23 protein-coding genes and 1 pseudogene are annotated in these 22,296 nt (G+C 64.0%); 6 read left to right on the top strand and 18 right to left on the bottom strand.

The genetic code is table 11. From position 1 onward, the window contains the following. Positions 1 to 4 precede the first annotated feature (4 nt). Genes OO015_RS09145 through OO015_RS09135 form a run of 3 tightly spaced genes read right to left on the bottom strand, consistent with a single transcriptional unit; the run spans position 5 to position 2,667 of the window. Positions 5 to 964: a dipeptidase gene (locus OO015_RS09145; protein ID WP_265940926.1), complete on the bottom strand. Its 960-nt coding sequence runs from the start codon at positions 962 to 964 to the stop codon at positions 5 to 7. Positions 965 to 982: 18 nt separating this feature from the next. Further along, positions 983 to 1,843 carry a class I SAM-dependent methyltransferase gene (locus OO015_RS09140; RefSeq protein ID WP_265940925.1) on the bottom strand — a complete coding sequence of 287 codons (861 nt, stop codon included), beginning with the start codon at positions 1,841 to 1,843 and terminating at the stop codon, positions 983 to 985. Further along, the gene (locus tag OO015_RS09135) at positions 1,840 to 2,667 is read right to left on the bottom strand and encodes an HAD-IIA family hydrolase (protein WP_265940924.1); all 828 of its coding nucleotides are present in this window, start codon (positions 2,665 to 2,667) and stop codon (positions 1,840 to 1,842) included. The genes OO015_RS09140 and OO015_RS09135 overlap by 4 nt, the downstream gene beginning before the upstream one ends. 100 nt (positions 2,668 to 2,767) lie before the next feature. On the opposite strand from OO015_RS09135, the gene OO015_RS09130 reads away from it, so the two are divergent. Beyond that, positions 2,768 to 3,997 (top strand): M20 family metallopeptidase, encoded by a 1,230-nt coding sequence (locus tag OO015_RS09130; protein ID WP_265940923.1) that lies wholly within the window; start codon positions 2,768 to 2,770, stop codon positions 3,995 to 3,997. Here OO015_RS09130 and OO015_RS09125 read toward each other — a convergent pair. The 5 genes from OO015_RS09125 to OO015_RS09105 form a co-directional block, all read right to left on the bottom strand. Beyond that, positions 3,983 to 4,705 (bottom strand): hypothetical protein, encoded by a 723-nt coding sequence (locus OO015_RS09125; protein ID WP_265940922.1) that lies wholly within the window; start codon positions 4,703 to 4,705, stop codon positions 3,983 to 3,985. The genes OO015_RS09130 and OO015_RS09125 overlap by 15 nt on opposite strands. Positions 4,706 to 5,140: 435 nt before the next feature. Continuing rightward, complete coding sequence (locus OO015_RS09120) at positions 5,141 to 5,995, bottom strand: DUF4349 domain-containing protein (protein WP_265940921.1); 855 nt, start codon at positions 5,993 to 5,995, stop codon at positions 5,141 to 5,143. Between the two features lie 85 nt (positions 5,996 to 6,080). Continuing rightward, on the bottom strand, positions 6,081 to 6,938 hold the full coding sequence (locus OO015_RS09115; RefSeq protein ID WP_265940920.1) for an ABC transporter permease: 858 nt from the start codon (positions 6,936 to 6,938) through the stop codon (positions 6,081 to 6,083). Further along, entirely contained in the window at positions 6,895 to 7,689 is a 795-nt protein-coding gene (locus OO015_RS09110) for an ABC transporter ATP-binding protein (RefSeq protein ID WP_265940919.1), read from the bottom strand. Before OO015_RS09110 ends, OO015_RS09115 begins: the two co-directional genes overlap by 44 nt. Further along, complete coding sequence (locus tag OO015_RS09105) at positions 7,676 to 8,143, bottom strand: MarR family winged helix-turn-helix transcriptional regulator (protein ID WP_265940918.1); 468 nt, start codon at positions 8,141 to 8,143, stop codon at positions 7,676 to 7,678. The genes OO015_RS09110 and OO015_RS09105 overlap by 14 nt, the downstream gene beginning before the upstream one ends. A 100-nt stretch (positions 8,144 to 8,243) precedes the next feature. On the opposite strand from OO015_RS09105, the gene OO015_RS09100 reads away from it, so the two are divergent. Both OO015_RS09100 and mnmA read left to right on the top strand, forming a co-directional pair. Further along, positions 8,244 to 8,957, top strand: coding sequence for a DUF6391 domain-containing protein (locus OO015_RS09100; protein ID WP_265940917.1), 714 nt, complete (start codon positions 8,244 to 8,246; stop codon positions 8,955 to 8,957). A gap of 66 nt (positions 8,958 to 9,023) precedes the next feature. Next, a complete protein-coding gene (gene mnmA, locus OO015_RS09095; RefSeq protein WP_265940916.1) occupies positions 9,024 to 10,136 on the top strand; it encodes a tRNA 2-thiouridine(34) synthase MnmA in 1,113 nt (370 codons plus the stop codon). Here the strand turns inward: mnmA and moaC are convergent. From moaC to OO015_RS09080, 3 genes are all read right to left on the bottom strand, one after another. Continuing rightward, the gene (gene moaC / locus OO015_RS09090) at positions 10,127 to 10,606 is read right to left on the bottom strand and encodes a cyclic pyranopterin monophosphate synthase MoaC (RefSeq protein ID WP_265940915.1); all 480 of its coding nucleotides are present in this window, start codon (positions 10,604 to 10,606) and stop codon (positions 10,127 to 10,129) included. The genes mnmA and moaC overlap by 10 nt on opposite strands. Positions 10,607 to 10,690: 84 nt before the next feature. Beyond that, complete coding sequence (locus OO015_RS09085; protein ID WP_265940914.1) at positions 10,691 to 11,026, bottom strand: hypothetical protein; 336 nt, start codon at positions 11,024 to 11,026, stop codon at positions 10,691 to 10,693. A gap of 385 nt (positions 11,027 to 11,411) precedes the next feature. Continuing rightward, a complete protein-coding gene (locus OO015_RS09080) occupies positions 11,412 to 12,779 on the bottom strand; it encodes an aspartate aminotransferase family protein (protein ID WP_265940913.1) in 1,368 nt (455 codons plus the stop codon). Between the two features lie 221 nt (positions 12,780 to 13,000). Here OO015_RS09080 and greA point away from each other — a divergent pair, with 221 nt between their 5' ends. Both greA and OO015_RS09070 read left to right on the top strand, forming a co-directional pair. After that, positions 13,001 to 13,471, top strand: a complete 471-nt coding sequence (greA, locus tag OO015_RS09075) for a transcription elongation factor GreA (RefSeq protein WP_265940912.1) — start codon at positions 13,001 to 13,003, stop codon at positions 13,469 to 13,471. Between the two features lie 22 nt (positions 13,472 to 13,493). Next, a complete protein-coding gene (locus OO015_RS09070) occupies positions 13,494 to 13,973 on the top strand; it encodes an aminoacyl-tRNA deacylase (RefSeq protein ID WP_265940911.1) in 480 nt (159 codons plus the stop codon). Positions 13,974 to 13,984: 11 nt separating this feature from the next. Here the strand turns inward: OO015_RS09070 and OO015_RS09065 are convergent, their stop codons facing one another. From OO015_RS09065 to OO015_RS09035, 7 genes are all read right to left on the bottom strand, one after another. Then, a complete protein-coding gene (locus OO015_RS09065) occupies positions 13,985 to 14,866 on the bottom strand; it encodes a PfkB family carbohydrate kinase (RefSeq protein WP_265940910.1) in 882 nt (293 codons plus the stop codon). 34 nt (positions 14,867 to 14,900) lie between these two features. Beyond that, a complete protein-coding gene (gene jag / locus OO015_RS09060; RefSeq protein WP_265940909.1) occupies positions 14,901 to 15,593 on the bottom strand; it encodes an RNA-binding cell elongation regulator Jag/EloR in 693 nt (230 codons plus the stop codon). A gap of 62 nt (positions 15,594 to 15,655) precedes the next feature. Next, positions 15,656 to 16,600 (bottom strand): YidC/Oxa1 family membrane protein insertase, encoded by a 945-nt coding sequence (locus OO015_RS09055; RefSeq protein WP_265940908.1) that lies wholly within the window; start codon positions 16,598 to 16,600, stop codon positions 15,656 to 15,658. A 45-nt stretch (positions 16,601 to 16,645) separates the two neighbouring features. After that, positions 16,646 to 16,855: a membrane protein insertion efficiency factor YidD gene (yidD, locus tag OO015_RS09050; RefSeq protein WP_265940907.1), complete on the bottom strand. Its 210-nt coding sequence runs from the start codon at positions 16,853 to 16,855 to the stop codon at positions 16,646 to 16,648. Next, a complete protein-coding gene (gene rnpA / locus OO015_RS09045; RefSeq protein WP_265940906.1) occupies positions 16,852 to 17,238 on the bottom strand; it encodes a ribonuclease P protein component in 387 nt (128 codons plus the stop codon). Before rnpA ends, yidD begins: the two co-directional genes overlap by 4 nt. Positions 17,239 to 17,246: 8 nt before the next feature. Next, entirely contained in the window at positions 17,247 to 17,417 is a 171-nt protein-coding gene (gene rpmH / locus OO015_RS09040; protein WP_265940905.1) for a 50S ribosomal protein L34, read from the bottom strand. A gap of 99 nt (positions 17,418 to 17,516) precedes the next feature. Next, positions 17,517 to 18,569 carry a serine hydrolase domain-containing protein gene (locus OO015_RS09035; RefSeq protein WP_265940904.1) on the bottom strand — a complete coding sequence of 351 codons (1,053 nt, stop codon included), beginning with the start codon at positions 18,567 to 18,569 and terminating at the stop codon, positions 17,517 to 17,519. A gap of 159 nt (positions 18,570 to 18,728) precedes the next feature. Here OO015_RS09035 and OO015_RS09030 point away from each other — a divergent pair. Further along, positions 18,729 to 22,265 (top strand): annotated as a pseudogene (locus OO015_RS09030) (HD domain-containing phosphohydrolase); the annotation flags it as partial. Between the last annotated feature and the right edge of the window lie 31 nt (positions 22,266 to 22,296).

Raw genomic sequence — 22,296 nt, 5'->3', positions numbered from 1 at the left:
GGGCTCACGCCCGCCAGACGGTCCGCAAGACGCGGAGCCAGTTTTCGTAGCAGATCTTGCGCACGGCGACGTCGTCGTACCCGTGCCGGGAGAGAGCTTCGACCAGACGCGGCATTGCTGCGGCATCCGGGAGATCGTGCGGCATCGTCGCACCGTCGAAGTCCGAGCCGAAAGCGACGTAGTCGATGCCGACGAGCTCGGCGACGTGGTCGATATGAGCGATCACGTCGCCGAGGCTCACCTCGTCCGGTCGCTCGGCTCCTGGGCGGAGAAAGCCGACATGAAAATTGATGCCGAGTAGGCCACCTTTCGCCGCCAACGCACGGATCTGCTCGTCAGTCAAGTTCCGTGGCACTGGACACAAGGCTCGGCAGTTCGAGTGACTCGCGACGACCGGTTGCGTCGACCGCTCGATCACGTCCCAGAACCCGGCATCGTTCAAGTGCGAGACGTCGATCAAAACGCCCAGCTCGTTGCACGCTCGTACGAGTGCCCGGCCGAGATCGGTCAGTCCTCGACCGCGATCGTCGGGGCCGACTCCTTCGGCATAGATGTTCGGACGACTCCAGGTCAATCCCAGCGAGCGGAGGCCGAGCCGGTAGGCCAAACGGAGGACCGCGAACTCGGGATCGATCGCCTCTGCGCCTTCGAAGTGCAAGATGGCACCGAAGGTACCGGTTCGGAGGCAATGTTCGAGCTCGCTGACGGTCGTGACGAGCTGCATGGCTCCACCGGAGGCTGCGATCGTCTGCAGCAGACGGTCGACCGCTCGCATCGTCCGTAGCAACGCTTGGTCGGGCAGATACGCATCACGGATGAAGACCGCACTGAACATCGCGGCGAGGTGGCCGCGACGTGCCCGCGGCAGGTCGACATGACCGCAGTCACTCTCTGTGAGGAAATCGCGACCCGTTTCCAGAAGAGATAGCAAATAGTCCGTGTGTCCGTCGATGATCGGGATCATCGATCCCCTCCTACGAAACTAGCCGACCAGCACTGTCGCCCCCGCGGTAACCGTGGCCTGCTCGGTGTCCGTTGGTTTGTACGCCGTCACGTGCAAACCTGCCGCGAGCACGCGGCCGCGGTATAGCCGGTCTTCCACAGCTGCGGCCCGCCAGGTGAAGACGAAAACGAGACGAACCAGGAGTCGTACCAACCAAGTCGGGAGTGCTCCCGAACCCCCAGCGGTACGCTCGCGCTGCCAGTAGTCGAGAAGATCGTGCAGTTGACCGATCAAATGGAAACTATAGTTCAGCGTTCGGACTTCCAAGCCGACTCGACCGAGCAGGCGCAGAATGTCTAGATCCGAGAAGCGCTGGATGTGCCCGACGTGGTCACGCTTCCAGCGATGGATCGGCCAGCGCTCGCTCGCTCGCAGCAACCAGTACAACGTCCCAGGTTGCGCTTCCAGCGGCACGAAGGCGTGCAGGATGCCACCTGTGCGCAAAACACGCACGCACTCGCGGATCATCGCAGCCGGTACCGGAACATGCTCGAGCACGTCCAGGAACACGACCGCGTCGAAGGCGCCCGAGCGAAACGGCAACTGGCAGGCATCGAGCACGACGTAGTGTTCAGCCGGATCGCGTGCCCGTGCTTCGCGAATGGCCCGCCGACTCAAGTCACCGCCGACGACCCACAGGTCAGGCCGGGCACGCTCGAGGGCTCGTACGTAACGCCCGGCACCGCAACCGGGAACCAGGACACGTCCCTCCACGCCCTCGAGTGCTTCCAGTGCATACTGCAGCCGCAGCGCGCCGGGATTGAACCCCTCTGGCGAAACGTCGTCACGTCCCTGGATGAGCCGAGGGTCATCGATCCAGTACCGGCCGACTCGCCTCACGCTTCTTCACCTCGCACGGCTTCGAGCAGTACCTGGAGGTCGTCGATCACGATATCCGGTCGCACGGCACTCGCCTGCACCTCGGTCAACGAAGAGACCCCAGTGAGCACCAGTGCAGTCGCTGCACCGGCCCGTCGACCAGCCAGGATGTCGGTATCGAGCCGATCGCCGACCATCAGGAGTTCGTGAGGTGCAATGCCGAGTATGTCAGCGGCACGCAGCACCATCGCTGGCTCCGGCTTGCCGATCACGATCGGCGAGCGATCGGTCGCCGCCTGCAGCGCTGCCACGATCGCGCCGCTACCGGGAATGAGCCCCTCTTCCGAGGGAAACGTTCGGTCAGCGTTCGTCGCGATCCAGTCCGCTCCCGCGCGGATCGCCAGCGTCGCGATCTTCAACTTCTCGTACGTGAGCGCGAAATCCGCTCCGTTCACGACGACCTGCGCATCGCGCTCGGCGCGCACGAAGTACCCTCCGTCGTACACCGCACGCTCCAGCGCGGTCATCCCCAGGACGTAGACCGTCGTGCCCGGTCGGTAGCGCTGGCGCATCCAGTCGCGGGTCGCGATAGCTGAGGTCACGATACGCTCCGGCGGAACCGTCATCCCCATCCGGGAAAGCTTGGCCGCATACTCCTCGGGCGTCTTCGTCGCGTTGTTCGTGACCATGACGAATCCGATTCCCCGTTCAGCGAGCTCTGCCAGCAGCGCTGCCGCTGCCGGTAACGGTCGCTCCCCTCGGTAGAGCACACCGTCCATATCGAAGGCGATACCGCGTACGCGTCGCAAAATGGTCCGCAACTGGTCTCGTACGACACTGGTCATCGCAGCAGCTGTCCTCCGCTTGACAAGCTCCTCGCTCCCGCCGAGCATAGCATAGCGTTCCGTTCGGTCCGCTTTCGCGAACGACCGTCTGGAGGAAACGATGTCGACGATATCGATCGATCCACGCCTGGCCGAGCGAGTCCTCGAGTCGATTCACGCCGAGGAACTCGTCGACCTCGCCCGTCAGCTCATCCAGATTCCGACTGTCAACCCACCCGGCGACGTCACCGACGCTGCCTTTCTCTGCACGCGCTATCTCGCCGAGGCGGGGTTCACCGTCGAACTCGATGCTGGTGAAGAGACGAAGCCGAACGTGATCGCACGCTACGGCACGCGCCCCGGCCCGACGCTGCTCTGGAACTCGCACCTCGACGTCGTACCGATCGGCGAGGAATCGGCTTGGTCGGTACCTCCGTTCGCGGGAACCGTTCAGGACGGTCGCATCTACGGCCGTGGCGCATGCGATGTCAAGGGCGGCGTGGCTGCCCAACTGGTGGCCGCCGCTGCCCTCGTCCGCAGCGGTATTCCCTTGCACGGTTCGCTCATCGTTACCGAAGTGGCCGACGAAGAGGTCGGTGGCCGGCTCGGTGCAGCCAGGATCGCTGCACGCGAGGATCTCCGCCCGGATGCGGTCATGGTCGCCGAACCGACGCAGAACCGCGTTTGCGTTGGTGAACGCGGCGGTGTCGGCATTCGCGTGACCGTCTTCGGACGTACCGCGCACGGTGCCTTGCCATGGGAGGGAGTGAACGCGATCGAAGGCATGGCGAGGGTTATCACGGCGCTCCAGCACGACCTCTGGCCACGCCTCGCCGAGCGTCGCCATCCCTACTTCGCACCCGCCTCCGCCACGATCAGTCTGATCGAAGGCGGTGTCAAGACGAACGTCGTTCCTGACCGCTGCTCGATCTATATCGACCGGCGGCTCATCCCGGGCGAAGAGCCCGAGATGGCCGTCGAGGAGGTCCGTGAAATCGCCGAGCGAGCTGTCGCCGCTACGCCCGGTCTCCGTGTCATCGTCGAAGCAGCGCCAGAATGGCCCGGGAGAAGAGCGATCGTCCAGCCGGAAGACTCTCCGCTCGTCCGCACGATGGTCGCTGTGAATCGCTATCTCGGCCTCGATACCACGCTCACCGGCTTCAGCATGGGCACCGATGGTCGCTTCTTCGCCACGCGGGGCTACCCCACTATCATCTACGGCCCCGGCGACCCGCGTGTCGCCCACCAACCAGACGAATGGGTCGCGATCGACGACCTCGTCCAATGTGCCCGGGCATACGCGCTGGCCGGTCTCGCGATTCTCGGCCCGCAATCGTCACTGACCGCGTGACCGGCGCCAGGCCTCGAATTCGCGTTTCGTCTCGTCGTTCGGCGGGTAGGTTCCGGCCAGTGGGGCACCCTGCCGCACCTTCTCCAGGATGAACGCTTCCAGCTCTTCTTGCTCAGCGGCTGCCGCTGCCACCTCCTCGGCGAGGTCATGCGGGATGACGACGACTCCCTCGCCGTCACCGACGAGGACGTCACCGGGCAGGATCGTCACACCACCGCACGCGGTCGGGACATCCCAGTCGACTGGTACGTGCAAACTCTGCGAGAGACCAGCGTGCTGCCCACGCGCGTATGCAGCGATACCCAGGGCCACGATACCCGGTGTGTCACGAAACGCCCCATCGGTCACGATCGCGACACCGCCACGTGCCATGACCCGCGCCGCGAGTATGTCGCCGAGCACGCCTGTGCCGGTTTCCCCACGAGCTTCGATGACCAGGACGTCGCCCGGCTCGATCGCTTCGATCGCCTGGCGCTGGGCATTCCGCTCCGGTTCTCGTTCGAGCAGAGCGAGCAGGTCTGCTCGGGCCGGGAGATACCGGAGCGTCCGCGCCAACCCGACGAAGCGCGCATCAGGCCGGAGCGGCCGGACGTCCTGCAGGAACTGATTCCGATATCCCCGGCGGTAGAGCTGTGTCCAGAGTGTCGCGGTGCTCACTCCCGCCAATTGCTGTCGCAGCGATTCAGCGAGCGGTCGTCGATTGTCCACGTCCTACCACCTTACCCTATGCTCATCCGCCACCACTTGACGATCCTCGCCGAGCGAGCCCGAGGCGTCAATCTCGCCAGACCGACCGGTAGAGCGTACCCCCGGAGCGAAGGCCACTGCGCGATCGTTACACCACGCGATGCGCTCCCTCGGTATCGCCACAGCGGCGGCCCCTCACACGAGCATGCCGGCAGGACGTCCCGACCTCGACCGCAACGAGCTTCTCCACGGGATACGCGACCTCGGCCACCGGCTAACGTCGTGGAGCACTCGTGCACCACCCCAGGTCGCGAGCGACGGATAGCCACGAACAGGAACTGCGGGAGGTCATCGCCCTGTGAGACAGTTCGGAGTAGGGTCCTCGATGCCCCGCGGTCACTCTGATTCCGTTGGCCCGTTTTGCAGCCTGGAACCATCCGTCCGGTTTCCGGAGTTCTAGCTGCTGCTCGCGCTCCGGCCGAGCGCGCGACGCCGGCGCCACAGACCGACCAGAACGGCCGCTGCAACAGCTGCACCTGCCAGCAGCCACCAGCTCAGAATCACTGCCCAGACGATGCCGTGGAGCAGCATTCGCAGGAGAAACAGCGACGTCCGCCAGGCCTCTCGCGCTGTCTCGCCGAGCGATCGGACCTCGGTCACAGTCGGTGGAACGACCAGGACACGGACTTCAACGTAGGCGATCCGCCGCTCGAGTTCTGCCTGCTGTGCCGCGATCCGTTCGATCTCGGTTCGGACACGCGTGAGCTCCTGCTCGACACGGAGCACCTCGTCGATCGTCGTGGCCCGTTCCAGGAGCTGCTGAAGACGTGCCTCGGTTCGCTCCAGCGACCGCCGGCGCGCCGCGTAATCGATCACGGCATCGGTCACATCGTTCTGACGACGAATCTCGCTCCGAACGCGGAGGACATCCGTCGAGCCCTTGAGCACAGCGAGGAACTCCTCGAATCGATCCGCCGGTACCAGCAGCGTCAGCTTCGCCTGGTTTGGCTCGCTCGATTCCGTCGCAGTGGCGATGTCGGCTACACTGACATGGCCACCGAAGGAACGTGTCAGGGATTGGAACGCGTCAGCCGCACGCCGAATATCGGCACTCTCGACCAGGAGTTCGGCCTCCTGGACGACGAGACGGCCACTGCCACCGGCCCACTCGATGCCGACCGACTGAACGGGCGCAGCACTCCCGACCTCGCCTGATGCGGGCACAGGACTGGGCACTGTCCGCCCCTGCGGCCGTGCACAGGCCGATGCGAGGACCGAGACGAGAACCAACCAGAACGCGAGGTGCCGCATCGCTCCCCCTTCGCTCGCAGGTCTCCCAACGAGTTGACGAGGGAAAGCAGCGACTGGTTCCCGTCTCCTCCCGCACCGGAGCGCATTACAGGAGTACGCGATCGTAGCGACGGCTCACCAAAACTTGCAGGACGAGGAGCCATGCGACGAGGACGAGCCAGTCGCGCGCAGCGCCCGGGACGATCCCATGGACGAGTGCGTTGCGCAGGAGCTCGACCAGGTAGGTGAGGGGATTGACCCGCGCCAGCACCTGGAGCCAGCCTGGCATGAGGTCCAAGGGGTAGATAGCGTTGCTGGCGAAGAAGAGCGGCATCGTGAGCACCTGGCCGATACCCATGAACCGTTCGCGCGTCTTGAGGAGCGTCGCGAGCAACATCGACAACGTCGCGAACACGGCCGCGCCGATGACGATGGCGACCGCACTGGTCAGGACCGTCCACAGGTTCACCCGGAAGTGCACGCGGAGCAAGAGGGCGATGAGGATGATGACGAGGCCCTGGATCAGCGCACGCAGCCCGGCACCCAGTCCTTTTCCTGTCACGAAGCTCGCTCGCGGTACCGGAAGCACGAGAATCTTCTGCAAGATACCGGCATCGCGTTCCCAAATGATCGCGAGTCCATAGAAGATCGCGGTGAACATGACGGACTGCGCCAGGATTCCCGGCGCCATGAAGGTCAAGTAGTCCTCCTGCCCACCGATCAGACGGGCACGCGCGACTGCCTGCCCGAAAATCGTCAACCAGAGGAACGGTTGGACGACGCGAGTGATCACTTCCCAGGGGTCGTGGCGCAACTTGCGCGCCTCGACTTCCGCGACGACGAGCGAGGCACTCACGAAACTCAGGAGGTGCTCCCGCGGCGAGAGCGGACGAATCGCCTCGGCGAGGCGCTTTGAAAGGTCAACCGAAGCGTTGGAGACGCCGACGGAGCTGCCGGACCTCACTATAGGACCCTCCCGACTCCAGCGTATCTCCTGTCAAAGCCGTGAAGACCTCATCCAGCGTGGAAACGCCCCCGACCTGCGCTTTCAACTCAGCCGCTGTGCCGATCGCAACCAGGCGTCCGCGATTCATGATCGCGATACGGTCACAAAAGAGATCGGCTTCCTCCATGTAGTGCGTGGTCACGAGGAGCGTCGTACCGTCACGCACACGCAGTGCAGTCAGCGCTTCCCACACCGCCCGTCGCGCAGTCGGATCCAGACCGACCGTGGGTTCATCGAGGACGAGGAGGAGCGGCCGGTGCAGGATCGCCTGTGCGATCTCCAAGCGACGCACCATTCCGCCGGAATACGTCCGCACGAGGCGGTCCGCAGCATCTTCCAAACGCACAAGTGCAAGCACATCGGCAATGACTCGCTCTCGCTCAGCCCGGGGAAGCCGGAGCAGCTTTGCGACGATCAGCAAGTTCTCGTATCCAGTGAGCGAACCATCGGCCGAGAGCGTTTGTGGCACGTAGCCGAGCACTCGCCGGACGCGCGTCGGGTGCTCCACCACGTCGAGTCCAGCGATCCGTACCCGTCCAGCACTCGGCCGGAGGAGCGTGACCAGGACGCGGATCGTCGTCGTCTTGCCAGCTCCATTGGGCCCGAGGAGCGCGAAGACTTCACCAGGTTCGATCGCGAAGCTGAGCCCGTCGACGGCAACGACGTCACCGAATCGTTGCACCAACTGTTCGACTTCAACGAGCGGCATGAAGATCCCTGCCCTCCCGGTCGACGCGCTCGGCAGCAACCACCAACCGTGCCAGCAACTGACGCAACGTTTCCAACTCGTCCGTGTTCAATGACGACAGTAGCTCGAGAAGGTAGCCCCTTCGCGCATCGCGCCAAGCCTCGAGTCGCTGGCGGCCGGCTGGCGTCAAACTGACAGTTACCACGCGTTCGTCTCCACTCGCTCCCCGCTCTCGTTGCACGAGACCGAGACGTTCGAGCCGTTTGCAGGCCACGGTAACGGATCCGGGAGTCACCCCCAGTTGTGCTGCCAACTCACCGACCCGCAGCGGGCCATGGACCCAAAGCCGCTTGAGAAGCCAGAACTGCTCGGGGGTGAGGTCACTCTGCTGAAGCGGGTGCGTCCGGCGACGGAGGTGGCGGGCCAACTCCAGCAGGAGTTCCGCGACGGCGACCTGGTATGCTTCTCGTTGCATGATCGATCCTTTCGACGTGCAGGTATTTTTACCATCGAATGATATCCTCGCCCAGTGTGGCATACTGGGTTGCTGACGTCAGTGATCGTCGGAGGATCCCGTGTTTGCCCTGTTCGCTCTCGCGTTCTTGCTCGTCTTCGGACTGCTCGCCGCGACCATTCTGGTTGGGTTGACTGTCTCGTCGTTGGTGACGCTCGTCACCGCACCAGGTCAGTTGGCCCGGCTGCTCCGCGACCGTCGCTTGCGACGGAATCACGCGTTGGAACACGCGACGATCAATGTCATCGAGGAACGGTACGGCCCGAGCCGGCTCGCCGGTCTAGCACAGCCGGACGGCTTTCTCATCTTCGGTTCCGTTTCACCCGCTTTGGTTCTCGACGCCGCCCAGGAAGGACTGCAGCGTTTACAGCGTGGTGAGCACCGGCTCGCGATTCACCCACGCTGCGGAACCACGCTCATCGCGAGCCAGCTCGTCCTGGCCTTGGCCTTCCTCATCACGCTGCTGCTGTTGCGCCACCTCTCTTTTCTCCCGTTCCTCGTCGGACTCATCGCTGCCCTGCTGCTCGGCCCACGTTTGAGCCCGCTCCTCCAGCGCTGGGTCACGACCGATGCCCGCGTCGACGATCTGGCCATCGCCGGACTGCAGCCGCATCTTGTCCCCGTGCAGCTCCCCTGGATGAGCATACTCGTACCCGTTCCCGGCGCGCTGCTCGTCCGAACCTGCCCGAAGAGCCAGATCGAGGGCGAAGGTACGTTCACGGTCGTGGTGCCGCATGCCGAGCCGATTCAGACCGGACGGTATCGGGTCGAGTGAGCTGGCAGGCAATCGGTCGGTTCGCTACAATTAGTCGGATGAACCGAGTGGACGGTGCAGTGTTCGATGGCGGAGCGGATTCTGGTCGCCCTCTCGGGCGGCGTCGACAGTGCAGTGACGGCGTATCTCTTGAAGCAGGCCGGTTGGGAGCCTATCGGGATCCATTTGCGTCTCTTCGATTCGGCACCTGACCTGGACGGTGTGTGCTGCGGTGACGTGGCTGCGGCGGATGCACGAGCGGTAGCCGCGCAGCTCGGAGTACCGTTCTACGTCCGTGACTTGCGCCCGCACTTCGAGCAGAATGTCGTGAACCCGACCGTCGAGCACTACGCGCGGGCCGAAACGCCGAACCCGTGCATCTCCTGCAACCATCGCGTCCGCATTCCAGCCTTGCTCGAACTCGCCGATGCGCTCGACATCCGCTACGTCGCGACCGGCCATTATGTTCGAAAGGTCGCGACACCGAGCGGCTGGCGGATCGCCGAGGCGCGTGATCTCCAGCGTGACCAGTCGTACGTCCTGTACCGCTTGACCGTCGAGCAACTCGAGCGGCTGATTTTTCCACTCGGCGAGTACGACAAGACGACCGTCCGCGCGATCGCTCGAGAGGCGGGGCTGTTCGTGGCGCAGAAGCCGTCCTCTGTCGACCTCTGCTTTGCCAAGACGTACGGAGGCATCGGTCGTCTCGTCTCCCAGCGCCGCCCCGAAACGGGACGACCGGGTCCACTGATCGATGTGCGTGGCGAGGTCGTCGGTACGCACCCGGGTATCGCCTTTGTCACCATCGGCCAGCGGCGCGGCCTCGAGTGGGCTCGCCAGACGCCGGAACGCCGGTACGTCGCGCGGATCGAGCCGGACACGGCCGTCGTGCGTGTCGCGCCCCGGGAGCGCATCCTGACCCGTGCCGTGCGCCTGGTCGATCCGATCTGGCACGAGCCGGTCACCCACGCCGATGCCCGCATCCGCTATCAGGGTCCGCGAATCCCGGCACGCCTGGAGGGGAACTGGGTCATCTTCGACGATCCGGCTCCGCCCCTCGCTGCCGGGCAGGCAGTCGTACTCTACGTCGACGATCGCGTGGTCGGTGGTGGCACCGCTGGGGAGGTCATCCGCACCGGTGACCAGGCGGAGGATGGGACGACTCACCTGGCTGTTACAGGCGCAGCAACTCACTCCTGACGACGCCATTCACCGCTGCGGCCGCCAGCCTTGTAGACCAGGCCAATCTCGCTGATCGTTATAGCGCGATCGACCGCCTTGACCATGTCGTACACGGTGAGCGCGGCGACAGCGACGGCGGTGAGGGCTTCCATTTCCACGCCGGTTCGACCGATCGTTTCGACCCGCGCCTCGATCTCGATGCACGAGTCCTGCTCGTTGGGCTTGAGGTCGAGTTCGACTTTGGTCAGAGGAAGCGGGTGACACAGCGGAATCAGCTCGCCCGTCCGCTTCGCGGCCATGATGCCAGCTACACGGGCAACGGCGAGCACGTCCCCTTTGGCTGCCCGTCCCTCGCGGATCAGCCGGAGCGTCTCCGGGCGGAGATAGACGCGCCCACGTGCAATCGCGACACGGTGCGTCTCCGGCTTGGCCCCCACATCGACCATACGCGCTTGGCCACGTTCATCGAAATGCGTCAGCTCCGCCATGAAATGCCCTCCAGCTCGAGTTTGCCCGAACGAAGTCGAAAAGGACAGGAGCGGAGCGTCGCCTCCGCCCCTGTCCCTCTCCTGTCAGGCGCTCAGCTCTTCCTCGTCGAGCCCGCCGACGATCCAGCGCGCGACGGTGTCCATTCGGTAGAGCGACTCCAACACGGCCACTCCTACGAAAAAGGCATTGGCAGCGAGCAGTCGGTGTGTCATCTCCTGCTCCGAGAGCGCGTCCTCGGTGTCCAGCGGGGAAGACAGGTACCTCGTGTAAACCTCCCAGATCAACTCGACGAGCCGATCGGTCAGTTCGGAGTGACTCGCTTCGAGCAGCGTCACCGGTCTCCGGAGTGCCATCCGAAACGCGACTTCGGCGGCAGCAACCCCGAGCTCGACCGGCACCCGACCCGGCACACGCTCCATGCCCCCTCCTCTCCGCAGCCGACGAGCGCTACGTTCCCAGCGGTCTCACGCCACCGCCGCCGGATTAAGCTCGCCTCGATTCGTGCTGGGAACCTTCCTGAACGGCACGCGCGAACGAACAGTATACAACGCTTCGACCCGTACGGCAACCCAGTCCGATACCAGACTGACCTGATGGCAAGCTACGAGCCCGGCCTGACTCCATAGCTGAGATCAGTGGTACCGACCGACCAGGACAGGTCGGCGCTGGACGGAGCAGCCCTCAGAACCTCTCCCACAGGCCGTTCCGACCCCCTGGTCAAGCGCACGATACGCGCGCGGCGGAGCGGAACCACGCGCTCCGCCGGCGAGCACTCGCGCGAGCCGTCCGAACGGACCCGGTGACCTAGGCGTACTCTTGGTCGAGGACGTCGGACAGCGCTCCAGCAACTGCTTCGATGAGGACGTCACACTCTTCGCGAGTAATCGTCAACGGCGGCGCCATGACGATGCCGTCCGGCGTGCAGCGGACGATGAGGCCACGCCGCCGGGTCGCCGCCTCCAGCTTTGGCCCCAGCTTGAACTCGGGCGGGAATTTTTCTTTCGTCGCTTTGTCTCGTACCACCTCGATCAGCAACATGAGCCCCTTGCCTCGTACCTCACCGACATACGGCCGATCCTCGAGACGGCGCAACTCGTTCAGGAGGTACGAGCCTGCTCGAGCTGCATTTTCCCACAAGCGCTCGGCGAGGAGAATATCCAAATTTCGCAACGCGACAGCACACGCGACCGGGTGACCGGAGTACGTAAACCCGTGCATGAAGACTCGATCCGCGCTGGCCAGCGTGTCAGCGATCTCGTCGCTCACTCCGACGCCACCGAGCGGTACATACCCGGAAGTGATCCCCTTCGCGAAGCTCACGATATCGGGCACGATACCGTACTGCTGCATACCGAAGAGCGTGCCAGTCCGACCGAATCCGGTGATCACTTCGTCCAGAATCAGCAGAATGCCGTACCGCCGCAGCACAGCTGCCACTGCAGGCCAGTAGCCGTCCGGAGGTACCACGACACCGCCGGCACCCTGCACCGGTTCCCCGATAAAGGCAGCGATCGTTTCCGGCCCTTCCCGTTGGATCGTCTCCTCGAGTTCTTGCACGAGTCGAGAAACGAACTCGTCGGCTGACAGTCCCTCACCGAATCGATACTTGTACGGTGCGGTCAGGTGGATGAAACCCGGTGGGCGAGGGCCGAATCCCTCCCAGTAGGCAGGGACACCCGTTGCCGACAGCGCGCCCATCGCGATACCGTGGTATGCCATCCGTCGCGAGAGAATCTTCACGCGGTCAGGCTGCCCCTTGAGCCACCAGTAGTAGCGAGCGATCTTGATCGCGGTTTCGTTCGATTCCGCCCCGCCGGAGGTGAACTGGAAGACGTTGAGCGGATCCGGAAAGAGTTCAGCCAGTCGCGCGGCGAGTTCGATCGTCGGTGGGCTCACGAGACCGAAGAAGGTCGGCGCAAAGGCAATACGCTCCATCTGCGCACGCGCTGCCTCCGCCAACTCCGTACGCCCATGCCCGATGTTCACGTTCCAGAGGCCAGCGAAACCATCGAGATACCGGTGACCATCGGCATCCCACACCCAAACTCCTTCACCGCGCACCAGCACCAGCGGCCCCTGCTGGCGAAGCTGATGGAGATTGCTCAGGGGATGCAGATGGTGCCGGACATCCTTCCGCACCAGTTCGGCCGCGTTCCACGTTTCGACTTGCATGGCACTGCCCCCTTGTGTTCGACAGCTCTCCCGATTGTTCCTGACGTACAGGATCCCTGTCCAGTCTGAGCGCCAGGTTGCCCTCACCTCGCCACTCCGTGTCGTCGCACACTTTGGCGGTTTCGCCGCATCACGCTATCATTACCGTTCGCGCCCGGGAGGAACGCACACGGGTGAAGCGTGAGACGTCGACACCATACCGTGCAGGAGGTCGAACGGGGATGACGCGGGAACGTATTCCGATCACGCGAGAAGGTTTGGAGGCACTCCGCCAGGAATACGAGTATCTGGTGAAGCACCGCCGACCGGAGATCGCACGCATCATCCAGGAAGCGCGCGAGCATGGCGATATCCGTGAGAACGCCGCATACGACGCAGCCAAGCACGATCAAGCGTTCATCGAGGGACGCATCCGCGAGATCGAGGAACTCCTCAAGCGCGTCGAACTCATCGAAGAGCCGACGGATGGTGATCGTTCGGTCGTGCGCGTCGGTTCGACGGTGACCATCGAGATCGATGGGGAGACAGAGACGTACGCGATCGTCGGCGCCATCGAGGCGAAGCCATCGGCCGGACGGATTTCCAACGAATCACCGGTCGGCAAAGCACTGCTCGGGCACCGCGCCGGCGACACGGTACTCATCCAGACTCCAAACGGGCAGATCACGGCGCGCATCGTGAAGGTCGAGTGACCATTCGACCGGGATGGCCGCAGTGTCACGCTTGGGACCGAATGATCTCGAAGCCTTCGTCACGCAGCACGGTGCGCGAGCACGTGTGCGACGACTCGGCCAGCCGACGCGTACGGTGGACGAGGCAGCCCGTGCGCTCGGGGTCGCGCCACGCTCGATCGTGAAATCGCTCGTCTTTCGCAGCGACGACGCTGTCACGGTTCTCGCGGTCGTCCGGGGTGACCAGCGCGTCGACGTGCAGCGGCTCGCTCAGGCGAGCGGAGTCTCCTCCCTGAAACTCGCCCCAGCAACGGAGGTGGAGGCCATAACCGGTTACCCAGCTGGTGCGACCCCGCCCGTCGGCCATCGCACCGCTTTACCGGTGTACGTCGACCCAGCGGTGCTCGAGGAAGCAGTCGTCTTCGGGGGAGGAGGAGACGAGCAGAGCATGCTGGAAATCGCTCCAGAGGAACTCGTGCACCTCGCGCGTGCGACTGTCGCGCCGATCAGCCAGGCAACCTGAACACCGTCCGGTCACCGACGCTGTTCACCACGTTGCGCGAGAAAGGCTTCAACCGCCGCGCGCGTCGGGACGGCGTCGGGCCCCACTCCCTGCACCTTCAGGGCAGCAGCTGCAGCGGCCATCTTCGCGGCCCACAGCGTCGGTTCCCGCCGTGCCCGCAAGGCGAACAGGACGGCAGCGAAGACATCACCGGCTCCGGTATCGTCGCGTACCGGTACAGGATACGCTGGGACATCGTAGGAGCGCCCACGATCGATCACCGTGGCACCCTCGGGCCCACGCGTGATCGCCACCAGACCACGCTGGGCGATCGCCTCGATCTCATCGCGTGCCAGGGTGTGCTCGATCGTACTCAGCACGAATCCGTCCACCCTGGCCACGAACTCGAGCGGCAAGCGCAGTGGAATCAGACGGACACGGCCACCCTGCCGCGGCCACTGGCGCATCCATCCCTGCGGCGTCGTCCCGAGGAATTCTGGACTCACGCGGCTGGCCTGGCGCGGATCGACCTCCTGTGCGACGGGTGCGAAGTGAATCACCGGCGCTGACCGCCAGGTCGGTGGCAAGCCACTCAGATCGATCGGACCAGCCCAGGAGTGAATCGTCTGCTCACGCCGGCCCGCGACGGTCCGGTTCGTGAAGACCGTCGGTACAGCGCTGTCCTGCACGATCACCGCGACCTCGCGTGAAAATCGCGCCAGGTCTTCCAAGAGAGAGGAACCGTAGGCTTCGAAGTTCCCCCGTGTCAAGATGGCAGCGTCCAAGCCGAACCGCGCGGCTGCCAACGCAGCGTAGAGTGCCGTACCTCCGAGCCGGGGTGTGCCGGTGGTCGGATCCAAATCGATCGTGACGTGGCCGATCGCGACGTACTGTGGGGCGCGCGGCGGACCCACGTAAACGATCCTTTCCGAAACGCGGAGACCACGGTTATGCCTGACGCGGGTACACCGTCACCCGGCGCTGCTCGCCCTCGCCACTGCTCCGCGTCTCGACATCCGGGTTGTCACGCAAGGCAACATGGATGACGCGACGCTCGTTCGCCGGCATCGGTTCGAGCGTCACCGGTTGCTTGGTTCGCGCCACCTGCCGCGCCACACGCTGCGCGAGCGCGATCAGTGCTTCCTCGCGGCGGCTTCGATACCCCTCGACATCGATGATCACGCGCGTCCAGGATGGCAGTCGACGATTGACCAGCACGTTGATGAGATACTGCAGCTGAGCGAGATGCTCGCCACGTCGACCGATCAACATCCCGGCATGGGGTCCGTGAATATCGATGAAGACCGTCGGCGGATCCTCCGGACCGAGCTCGATGATCGACGGATTGTCCACAGCGAGCACGGTGCAGGAAAACCCCATCGCATGCAACAAATCGCGCACGACCTGCTTGACGATCGCTTCCGTCTGCGTATCCGGGCGCCGAACCGTTCCGCGCGCTCCCTCTCCGCTACCGATGGGCGTCACCCGCACCAATGCCTCGCCACCGTACGGGACGTTGTCCACCAGCACCTCGACGTGCACCCGCTCGCGTGGTAATCCTAACTGCTCGAGCGCGAGCCTGATCGCCTCGTCCACCGACCGTGCTTGAATCTCGACCGCTTTTCGCTGATTCTGAACCATGACCGCGCCCCTGTCCCCTCAGCTTCGGACTAGCGGGGCACGCTGCGCGACCCGAGCTCGGCTCAGTGACTGCGCTTGTTGCCACGCGGCCGTGACCGGCGCGGCACGACTGTTGCCGGGTCGAGTGGCGGTTGCTTCTCGGCTGCCTGCTCGACAGGCGCTGGCCGTTGCCGTACATCACCGTCTACCGAGGCCGAGGACACCGCCGTCGGTTGGCTCTGCTGGACTTGCACTTGCTGGAGGAGCCGGCCGAAGAGACCACCGCCACGCCGTTGCTCGGCCCGCTTCTTCGGGTCGACGTAGCCCAGCCGCCGGTGCTCGGGCAACTCGGGCAAGAAGGGGAGCCAGTCGCGCATCGCACCCCAACCAGTGATCAGCCACTGCTGCACCACGCTGTACAATGCAGACACGACCCAGTACAGCACCGGGCCAGCGGCGAAATTCCAACCGAACAGCACGACCATCGCGGGCATGAAGAGCATCATTGAGTACATCATCTGCTGCTGCGGATCGTCGAAACGGCGCATGCCCGCTGGTCGGGTCATCCGGGTCTGGATGAACTGGAACAGCCCGGCCAGGATCGGCAAGATGTGCAACGGATCGGGCTTCGAAAGATCAGGCACCCAGAGGAAACCGTGTGCCCAAGCCCCGACCTGACTCATCGAGAGATTGCGAATCGCGAAGTACAACCCGAAGAAAATCGGAATCTGCAGGAGCATCGGCAAGCAGCCCGACATCGGGTTGATCCCATGCTCCTGGTACAGCTTCATCATCTCCGCCGAGAGCCGCTGGCGGTCTTGTCCGTATTTCTTCTGCAACTCGCGAATCTTCGGCTGGAGTTCTTGCATCGCCCTGGTGGAGCGAACCGATTTGATGGTCAGTGGCAGGAGCAACGTCTTGATGAGGATCGTGAAGAGGATGATCGCGATCCCAGCGCTCCCGGTGACTTCGGCGGTTCGCGCCAGGCCCCACTCGATCGCGTAAACGAACTGATCCCAAATGATCAACGGTATCCCTCCGATTGCTGGATCGTCACCCGGTAGTCGCAGTCATCAGGGGACTGGATCGTACCCACCGGGATGGAATGGATGACACCGGAGCACACGTCGCAGCGTCAGCACGCCGCCCTTGATGATACCGTACCGGGCAATCGCTTCATAGCCGTACTCCGAACACGTCGGATAGAAGCGGCAGGCTGCCGGCAATCCCGGCGAGATGAAGCGCTGGTAGAACCGGATGAGGAGAAGCGCTACCTTGGTCATTCGCTCTGCTCTCCCGCCCCGGCCGATCGCTCTTCCGTCGCTCGCCACAAGCCGACCCGTCGAAGGAGCGACTCGACCTGCGCTGCGACTTCATGATACGTCACCGAGGGCTCAGCCAGCGCACCCCGTGCGACGAAAACGATATCGTACCCTTGTTCGAGCTCCGGATGGAAACGCCGTACGGCCTCGCGCAGCCAGCGCTTGACCTTGTTGCGCCGGACTGCCTTCCCCACCCGCTTGCCGACAGCGAACCCGTAGCGATTGTGCTCGAGCCCGTTCGGCGCGACACTCAACACCAAGAGCCGATCCGCCACGGTTCGGCCGCGCCGTCGGACGCGCTCGAAATCGCGGGAGCGGCGGAGCCGCAGCCGCCGCGCAATCACCGCACACCCTAGCGCTTATTCGGTGTCACCTTCTTCTCGTCCGAAACCGTCAGCTTCCACCGTCCCTTGAGTCGCCGGCGCTTCAAGACCGCGCGACCCCCACGCGTGCTCATCCGGGCGAGAAATCCGTGAACACGCTTCCGTCGAAGCCGCTTGGGCTGATACGTTCGCTTCGGCACTGCTCAGCTCCTCACGCACTGCTCTCTCGTCATTTCACACAAAAAAGCCCGCGTCGGCAATCGCCGCCACGGCGGCTCTAGTATAGCACGCGCTCCTCATCACGTCACTGATGCCACCACGCCATTCACCACTGCAGCGATGCGACGCACGAACTCCTGCCGTCCGGTGTTCATGTGCCGGTTCGAGACGAACGCCACCAAGAGGTCGTACGCGCTGTCGTACCAGACGGTACAGCCTGTCGCACCAGTGTGCCCAAAGCAGTGTGGGGAAAGGAGATCGGCCTCACCGAAGTACCCGCCACCGATCTCGAAACCATAGCCCCATCCCGGCAAGCCGAAGGATTCCGGCGTCTGGCGTCGCGTCATGGCAGCGATCGACGCACCGGACAGCAGCTTCCCTGCAGTATGTGGTGTGAAATGCGTGAAGAAGCGTACGAGGTCGCGCAACGTGGCGACGACTCCCCATGCTGGATGCCCGAGCCGGAGCCCGTACGTCGCTCCGTACATCGCCCAAGGCTCCCCAGCACCGAGCCCCCCAACGACATGAGCGAGGCGGCTTGTGACCGATTCCGAATCCGGCAAGGGAAACCAGGTATCGGTCAACCCAGCCGGCTCGAGGACGAACGCGCGTACCAGCTCGGGAAACGCTCGACCCGTAACACGCTCGGCGACGACTGCGAGCAGCCCGTAACCGAGATCGCTGTAGCCGATGCGCATTCCCGGTACGAAATCCAACGGCTGGCTTAACCCTGCCTCGAGCAGCTCGTCGAGCGGGAGGCGTTGACGGAGCAAGGCCTCGATATCGGGTGCTTCGTACGGAACCCCCGCCGTATGCGTGAGGAGGTGCCGGATCGTAATCGGCCGTCGCTCCTCGTCATCGAACTCCTCGACGACCGACGCGACGGGCAAGTTCAGCGTCAAGAAGCCTCGTTCCACGAGCGCCATGATCGTCGTCGCCGTGTACACCTTGGTGATCGAGGCGAGCGGCCAGAGCACGTCTGGCTCCGCCTCCAGATTCGAGGCTGCTCGTCCCCCGTACCACTCCAGAAGGAGCTGCCCCTGCGAGACAACCATGAGCCCTGCCCCATCGACCTCACCATGCGCGATCGCCTGCTCGATCCTCATCACGATGCTGTGCAGTCTCTCACGCATCGCTGCACCCTCCGATCGTGACTGGACACAATTCGAGTATCGTGCATCTTTGGAACTTTTCGGCCCTCTCTTGCGGGGCTAACCTCGCCGACTCCGACACCGACAGCGGGTTACACTGATCTGGGGCATCTTACCGTACCGCAACGGAGCCATGACTCGATGAGCGGATCCATAGACATTTATCGTACAGAAACACACCTCCGTGCGGTTCTCCGTGTCCTCCTTCCGCTCATTCACGCTGATCTCGGCGGATTCTTCGTGTTCGACGAACGGTTCGAGCGCATCGTCTGCGGCACGATTGAGGGAGAGCAGCCGGCCGAATCGCTCCCGCCGGTCGCCGTTGCCGCAGTGCCACCCAGTCAGGTTCCGGTCGAGCGTTGGCTCCGCGAGCACCCGCGCCCACTGCACCTGTTTCGGCCCAGCGACTGGCAGCGCTTCCCGCCGGTCAACCCTGCGCTTCGCAGGCTGGCCGAACGGGGACAGCTCGTCGGTCTCGCCGTCCCCTTGCGCTTCGCTGGAGAGCCTGTCGGCGTCGCCTACTTCTGGCGCCATCGGATGCCGAAACCGTTCTTACGCCGCGAGATTCGCGAAGTCGAACGGTGGTGTCAGCTCGCGGCAGTCGTCGCTGCGGTCAGTCGCTTGACTGAGCGAGAAGCCTCGCTCCGGGCAGCCCTGGAACGTCTACTCGCTATCGAGCATGTGCTCGATCGTACCCATAGTCTCGGACGCTTCGCAGAGACTGTTTTGCGAGCCGTGCAGCAGTTCCTCGCCCCTGCCTCGATCGTGCTTGTTTTCCGCTGGGATACGGAGACACGCATCTTTTGCACGGAAGACGTACCCCCTTCGCTGTGCAGTTCGCTTCGCTCCACCATGACCCACTGGCGGCATCAGATCCTCAGTGAGCGGAATCCGGTCACGCTGCGGCGCGACCGAGCACGAGACTCGCTTGGGGCGTGGATCGAACAGCTTCCCTCGGATGTCAGCGAGGTGCTCGTCCTACCGGTCATCACTGATCAGTCACCCCAGGTTTGGCTCTTGGCGTGGTACGCCGGTACGAGTACAGAGCATTGTGACCGTGAACTGCCCATCCTGCCGATCCTGTTGCGGCAAATCGCGGCGTCTGCGCTTCGCCTCGTGGCGCATGCTCAGCTGGAGCGCACGATCGCCCAGCTCCGCGCGCTCCTGTCGGTCGCCCAACATGTCGTCAAAGCGGAAACGAGTACGGAGCTTCTCAACGAGGTCGAGCGTGTTCTCCGTACCCGTATCCGCTACGATGCCATGATCTACCTCGAGCTGGACGCAGAGCAACCGTCAATGCTCCGCGTGGTTTGGGGTTCCGGTACGTACCCAGAAGCGGAAATCGGTCACCGCATCCCCATCGACCGGAGTCTGGCAGGCTGCGTCTATCGTACCGGACGCATGCTCGCAGTCGAAGATACCTGGGAGGATCCCCGTACGTATCACCGTCCCGAGCGACGATTCCCGCTTCGCTCGGTTGTGCTCCACCCCATCCGGCTGGACGACCAGGTCATCGGGGTACTCGGTTTCGGTCGGGCTTCGGTCGACCCATTCTCCGACGCCGATCGCGAACTGACCGGGCTGGTCGCTCAAGAACTCTCGACCGCACTGGTCGTCGTTCGGCAACGCCAAGCGCTTCGTGAACAAGCGCAGTGCCAAACTCTTCTTGCTGAACTGAGTTCGCTCCTCTTGCGAGAGAGTCATCCCTCTACATTCGCGCAACCTGTGGTCGATCGACTCGCCGCCTGGAGCGGCGGCGATGTCGGCCTCGTCATTGCCTGGCCGCTCGACTGGGAGCGGACGATTCTCGCGACGAATCGCGATGGTCACCGCATCACGGACGGCCTGGCGCTCCTGGCTGACCCGTCCTTCTTCCGCTGGCTTGCCAATCGCTCTCCAGTGCATCCACTCTTCTTTCAGACTGCCGATCTCGTACCCGCGCCCTATCGCGCCACCTTCGCCAGGCTTCTTGAAACCGCTGGGACGATCGTGTTCCTGCCACTCACACCTGGCGGTCTGCCATCCGGCTTCCTGCTCTTCACCGCTCCGCAGCCATACTGGCTGCAACAGCCTGCCCAGGTCAGCACGCTCCGACAGATCCAGACTCGTCTCTCCGAGGCGCTCGATCGCTGGGCTATCAGCCTCGAACGCGAGTTCGAGGTGCGCCTCACGCTCCGCCTCGCCACGTCTTCGGACGACGAGACGCTGGCGAAAACGCTCTTGGACGAGATCGCCTCGGTCGTCCCGTACGACTTCGCCGCCATCTTCCGTGTCGAGGAGCAGCGATGCCGACTTCGCCCCATCGCTGCGACAGCCCGGTTCCGCTCGCTCCCAGCAGGCTGGACGATCCCGTACGAGAACGTCCTGCAGGCGATGGCGGAAAAAGACGAGAAGGTGGCGACCGTCACCGGCGCCCAAGTCTCTCGCTTGGGATATGCCATCCGACACGTCACCGCTGGGCAGGCGACGACGCTCCTGCTCGCTCCGATCCCGACGCGGCAGGGCCCGAGGCTCTTTCTGATGCTCGGCCGAGACGGTACGGATGCTTTCACCGGGAGCGACAAGCGCCGGCTCGCCGGTTTGACGACCAGTGCCGCTCTGGCGATGGAAATCGTGCAAGCGCACGAGCGTGAACGGGCATTGTACCGTGCCTCGGTCGAAGCACTCGCTGCTGCGGTCGACGCCAAGGATCCCGCTACCCACGAACACTCGCGTCGCGTCGCCCAGATCGCACGGATCATCGCCGAGCAGCTGCAGCTTCCTCGCGACGAAATCGAGCGCATCGAGCTCGCTGCGCTTCTCCACGATGTCGGGAAACTCGCGATTCCCGACGCGATCCTGCGCAAAGCGGATCAACTTTCGCCCGCCGAATGGTCACTTGTTCGGTCTCACCCGGATGTGGGCGCCGAAATCCTTGCTGGTCACCCGCAGCTCGAGCATATCGTCCCGCTCGTTCGGGCCCATCACGAACGGTGGGACGGAAAGGGATACCCCCGAGGGCTCGCCGGCGAGGACATTCCACTGGGAGCGGCAATCATCGGTTTGGCCGATGCATTCGACACCATGATCTCCGATCGGCCGTACCGGCCTGCACTGAAGCTAGGCGAGGCCATCGAAGAAATCAAGCGCTGCCGGGAAACGCAATTCCACCCAGCGGTGGTCGACGCCTTCCTGAAGGCGTTGCAGAACCCTGATAGCCTCCCTGTCCTTCTGGTGCAGCGGTCACTGTCCCCTCGAGCGCCGCTGACCCTCCACGCAGTCCACGAGGTCGGTCGAAAGCTTTCGTCGGTCGTCGATCTGGAGACGCTCCCCGAAGTGATCGACGTCGCAGTCTCCGGCACGATCTCGAACGACAATATCGTCGTCTTGCTCCTCGATGCCTCCGGTGACACACTGCGCATCGCCTACACACGTCATGATCGTGACCTGGCGAAATCGGTGCGCCTGCCGCGCGGTCAAGGAATTGCGTGGCAAGCCATCGAGTCGAAGACATCGCAGGCAGTGACCCTACTGGAATCCCCACCCGGCACGATCGTGGCCTGGGAACGACGTCCCCTGTACGCGGTGCTCGCGGCTCCCCTCCTCGACGGCGAGCGAGCGATCGGGGCACTCGTCATTTCGCGCACGGAACCGCGCCCCTTCACGTCGGACGAGGCTGCAGTGCTGGCCCGCCTCGGGCGGCATCTGGCTCCGCTCTTCACCGCGCTCG

The organism is Thermomicrobium sp. 4228-Ro (assembly GCF_026241205.1).
Taxonomy (GTDB): Bacteria; Chloroflexota; Chloroflexia; order Thermomicrobiales; family Thermomicrobiaceae; genus Thermomicrobium.
Note: the sequence above shows the minus strand (reverse complement) of the source record. Positions and strands in the feature narration are given on the sequence as shown.

What these genes read in the sequence shown, in the direction of transcription:
- OO015_RS09145 (WP_265940926.1), bottom strand. Translation starts at nt 964, where the DNA reads ATGATCCCGATCATCGACGGACACACGGACTATTTGCTATCTCTTCTG.
- OO015_RS09135 (WP_265940924.1), bottom strand. Translation starts at nt 2,667, where the DNA reads ATGACCAGTGTCGTACGAGACCAGTTGCGGACCATTTTGCGACGCGTA.
- OO015_RS09130 (WP_265940923.1), top strand. Translation starts at nt 2,768, where the DNA reads ATGTCGACGATATCGATCGATCCACGCCTGGCCGAGCGAGTCCTCGAG.
- OO015_RS09120 (WP_265940921.1), bottom strand. Translation starts at nt 5,995, where the DNA reads ATGCGGCACCTCGCGTTCTGGTTGGTTCTCGTCTCGGTCCTCGCATCG.
- OO015_RS09110 (WP_265940919.1), bottom strand. Translation starts at nt 7,689, where the DNA reads ATGCCGCTCGTTGAAGTCGAACAGTTGGTGCAACGATTCGGTGACGTC.
- OO015_RS09105 (WP_265940918.1), bottom strand. Translation starts at nt 8,143, where the DNA reads ATGCAACGAGAAGCATACCAGGTCGCCGTCGCGGAACTCCTGCTGGAG.
- mnmA (WP_265940916.1), top strand. Translation starts at nt 9,024, where the DNA reads ATGGCGGAGCGGATTCTGGTCGCCCTCTCGGGCGGCGTCGACAGTGCA.
- moaC (WP_265940915.1), bottom strand. Translation starts at nt 10,606, where the DNA reads ATGGCGGAGCTGACGCATTTCGATGAACGTGGCCAAGCGCGTATGGTC.
- OO015_RS09085 (WP_265940914.1), bottom strand. Translation starts at nt 11,026, where the DNA reads ATGGAGCGTGTGCCGGGTCGGGTGCCGGTCGAGCTCGGGGTTGCTGCC.
- OO015_RS09080 (WP_265940913.1), bottom strand. Translation starts at nt 12,779, where the DNA reads ATGCAAGTCGAAACGTGGAACGCGGCCGAACTGGTGCGGAAGGATGTC.
- greA (WP_265940912.1), top strand. Translation starts at nt 13,001, where the DNA reads ATGACGCGGGAACGTATTCCGATCACGCGAGAAGGTTTGGAGGCACTC.
- jag (WP_265940909.1), bottom strand. Translation starts at nt 15,593, where the DNA reads ATGGTTCAGAATCAGCGAAAAGCGGTCGAGATTCAAGCACGGTCGGTG.
- yidD (WP_265940907.1), bottom strand. Translation starts at nt 16,855, where the DNA reads ATGACCAAGGTAGCGCTTCTCCTCATCCGGTTCTACCAGCGCTTCATC.
- OO015_RS09035 (WP_265940904.1), bottom strand. Translation starts at nt 18,569, where the DNA reads ATGCGTGAGAGACTGCACAGCATCGTGATGAGGATCGAGCAGGCGATC.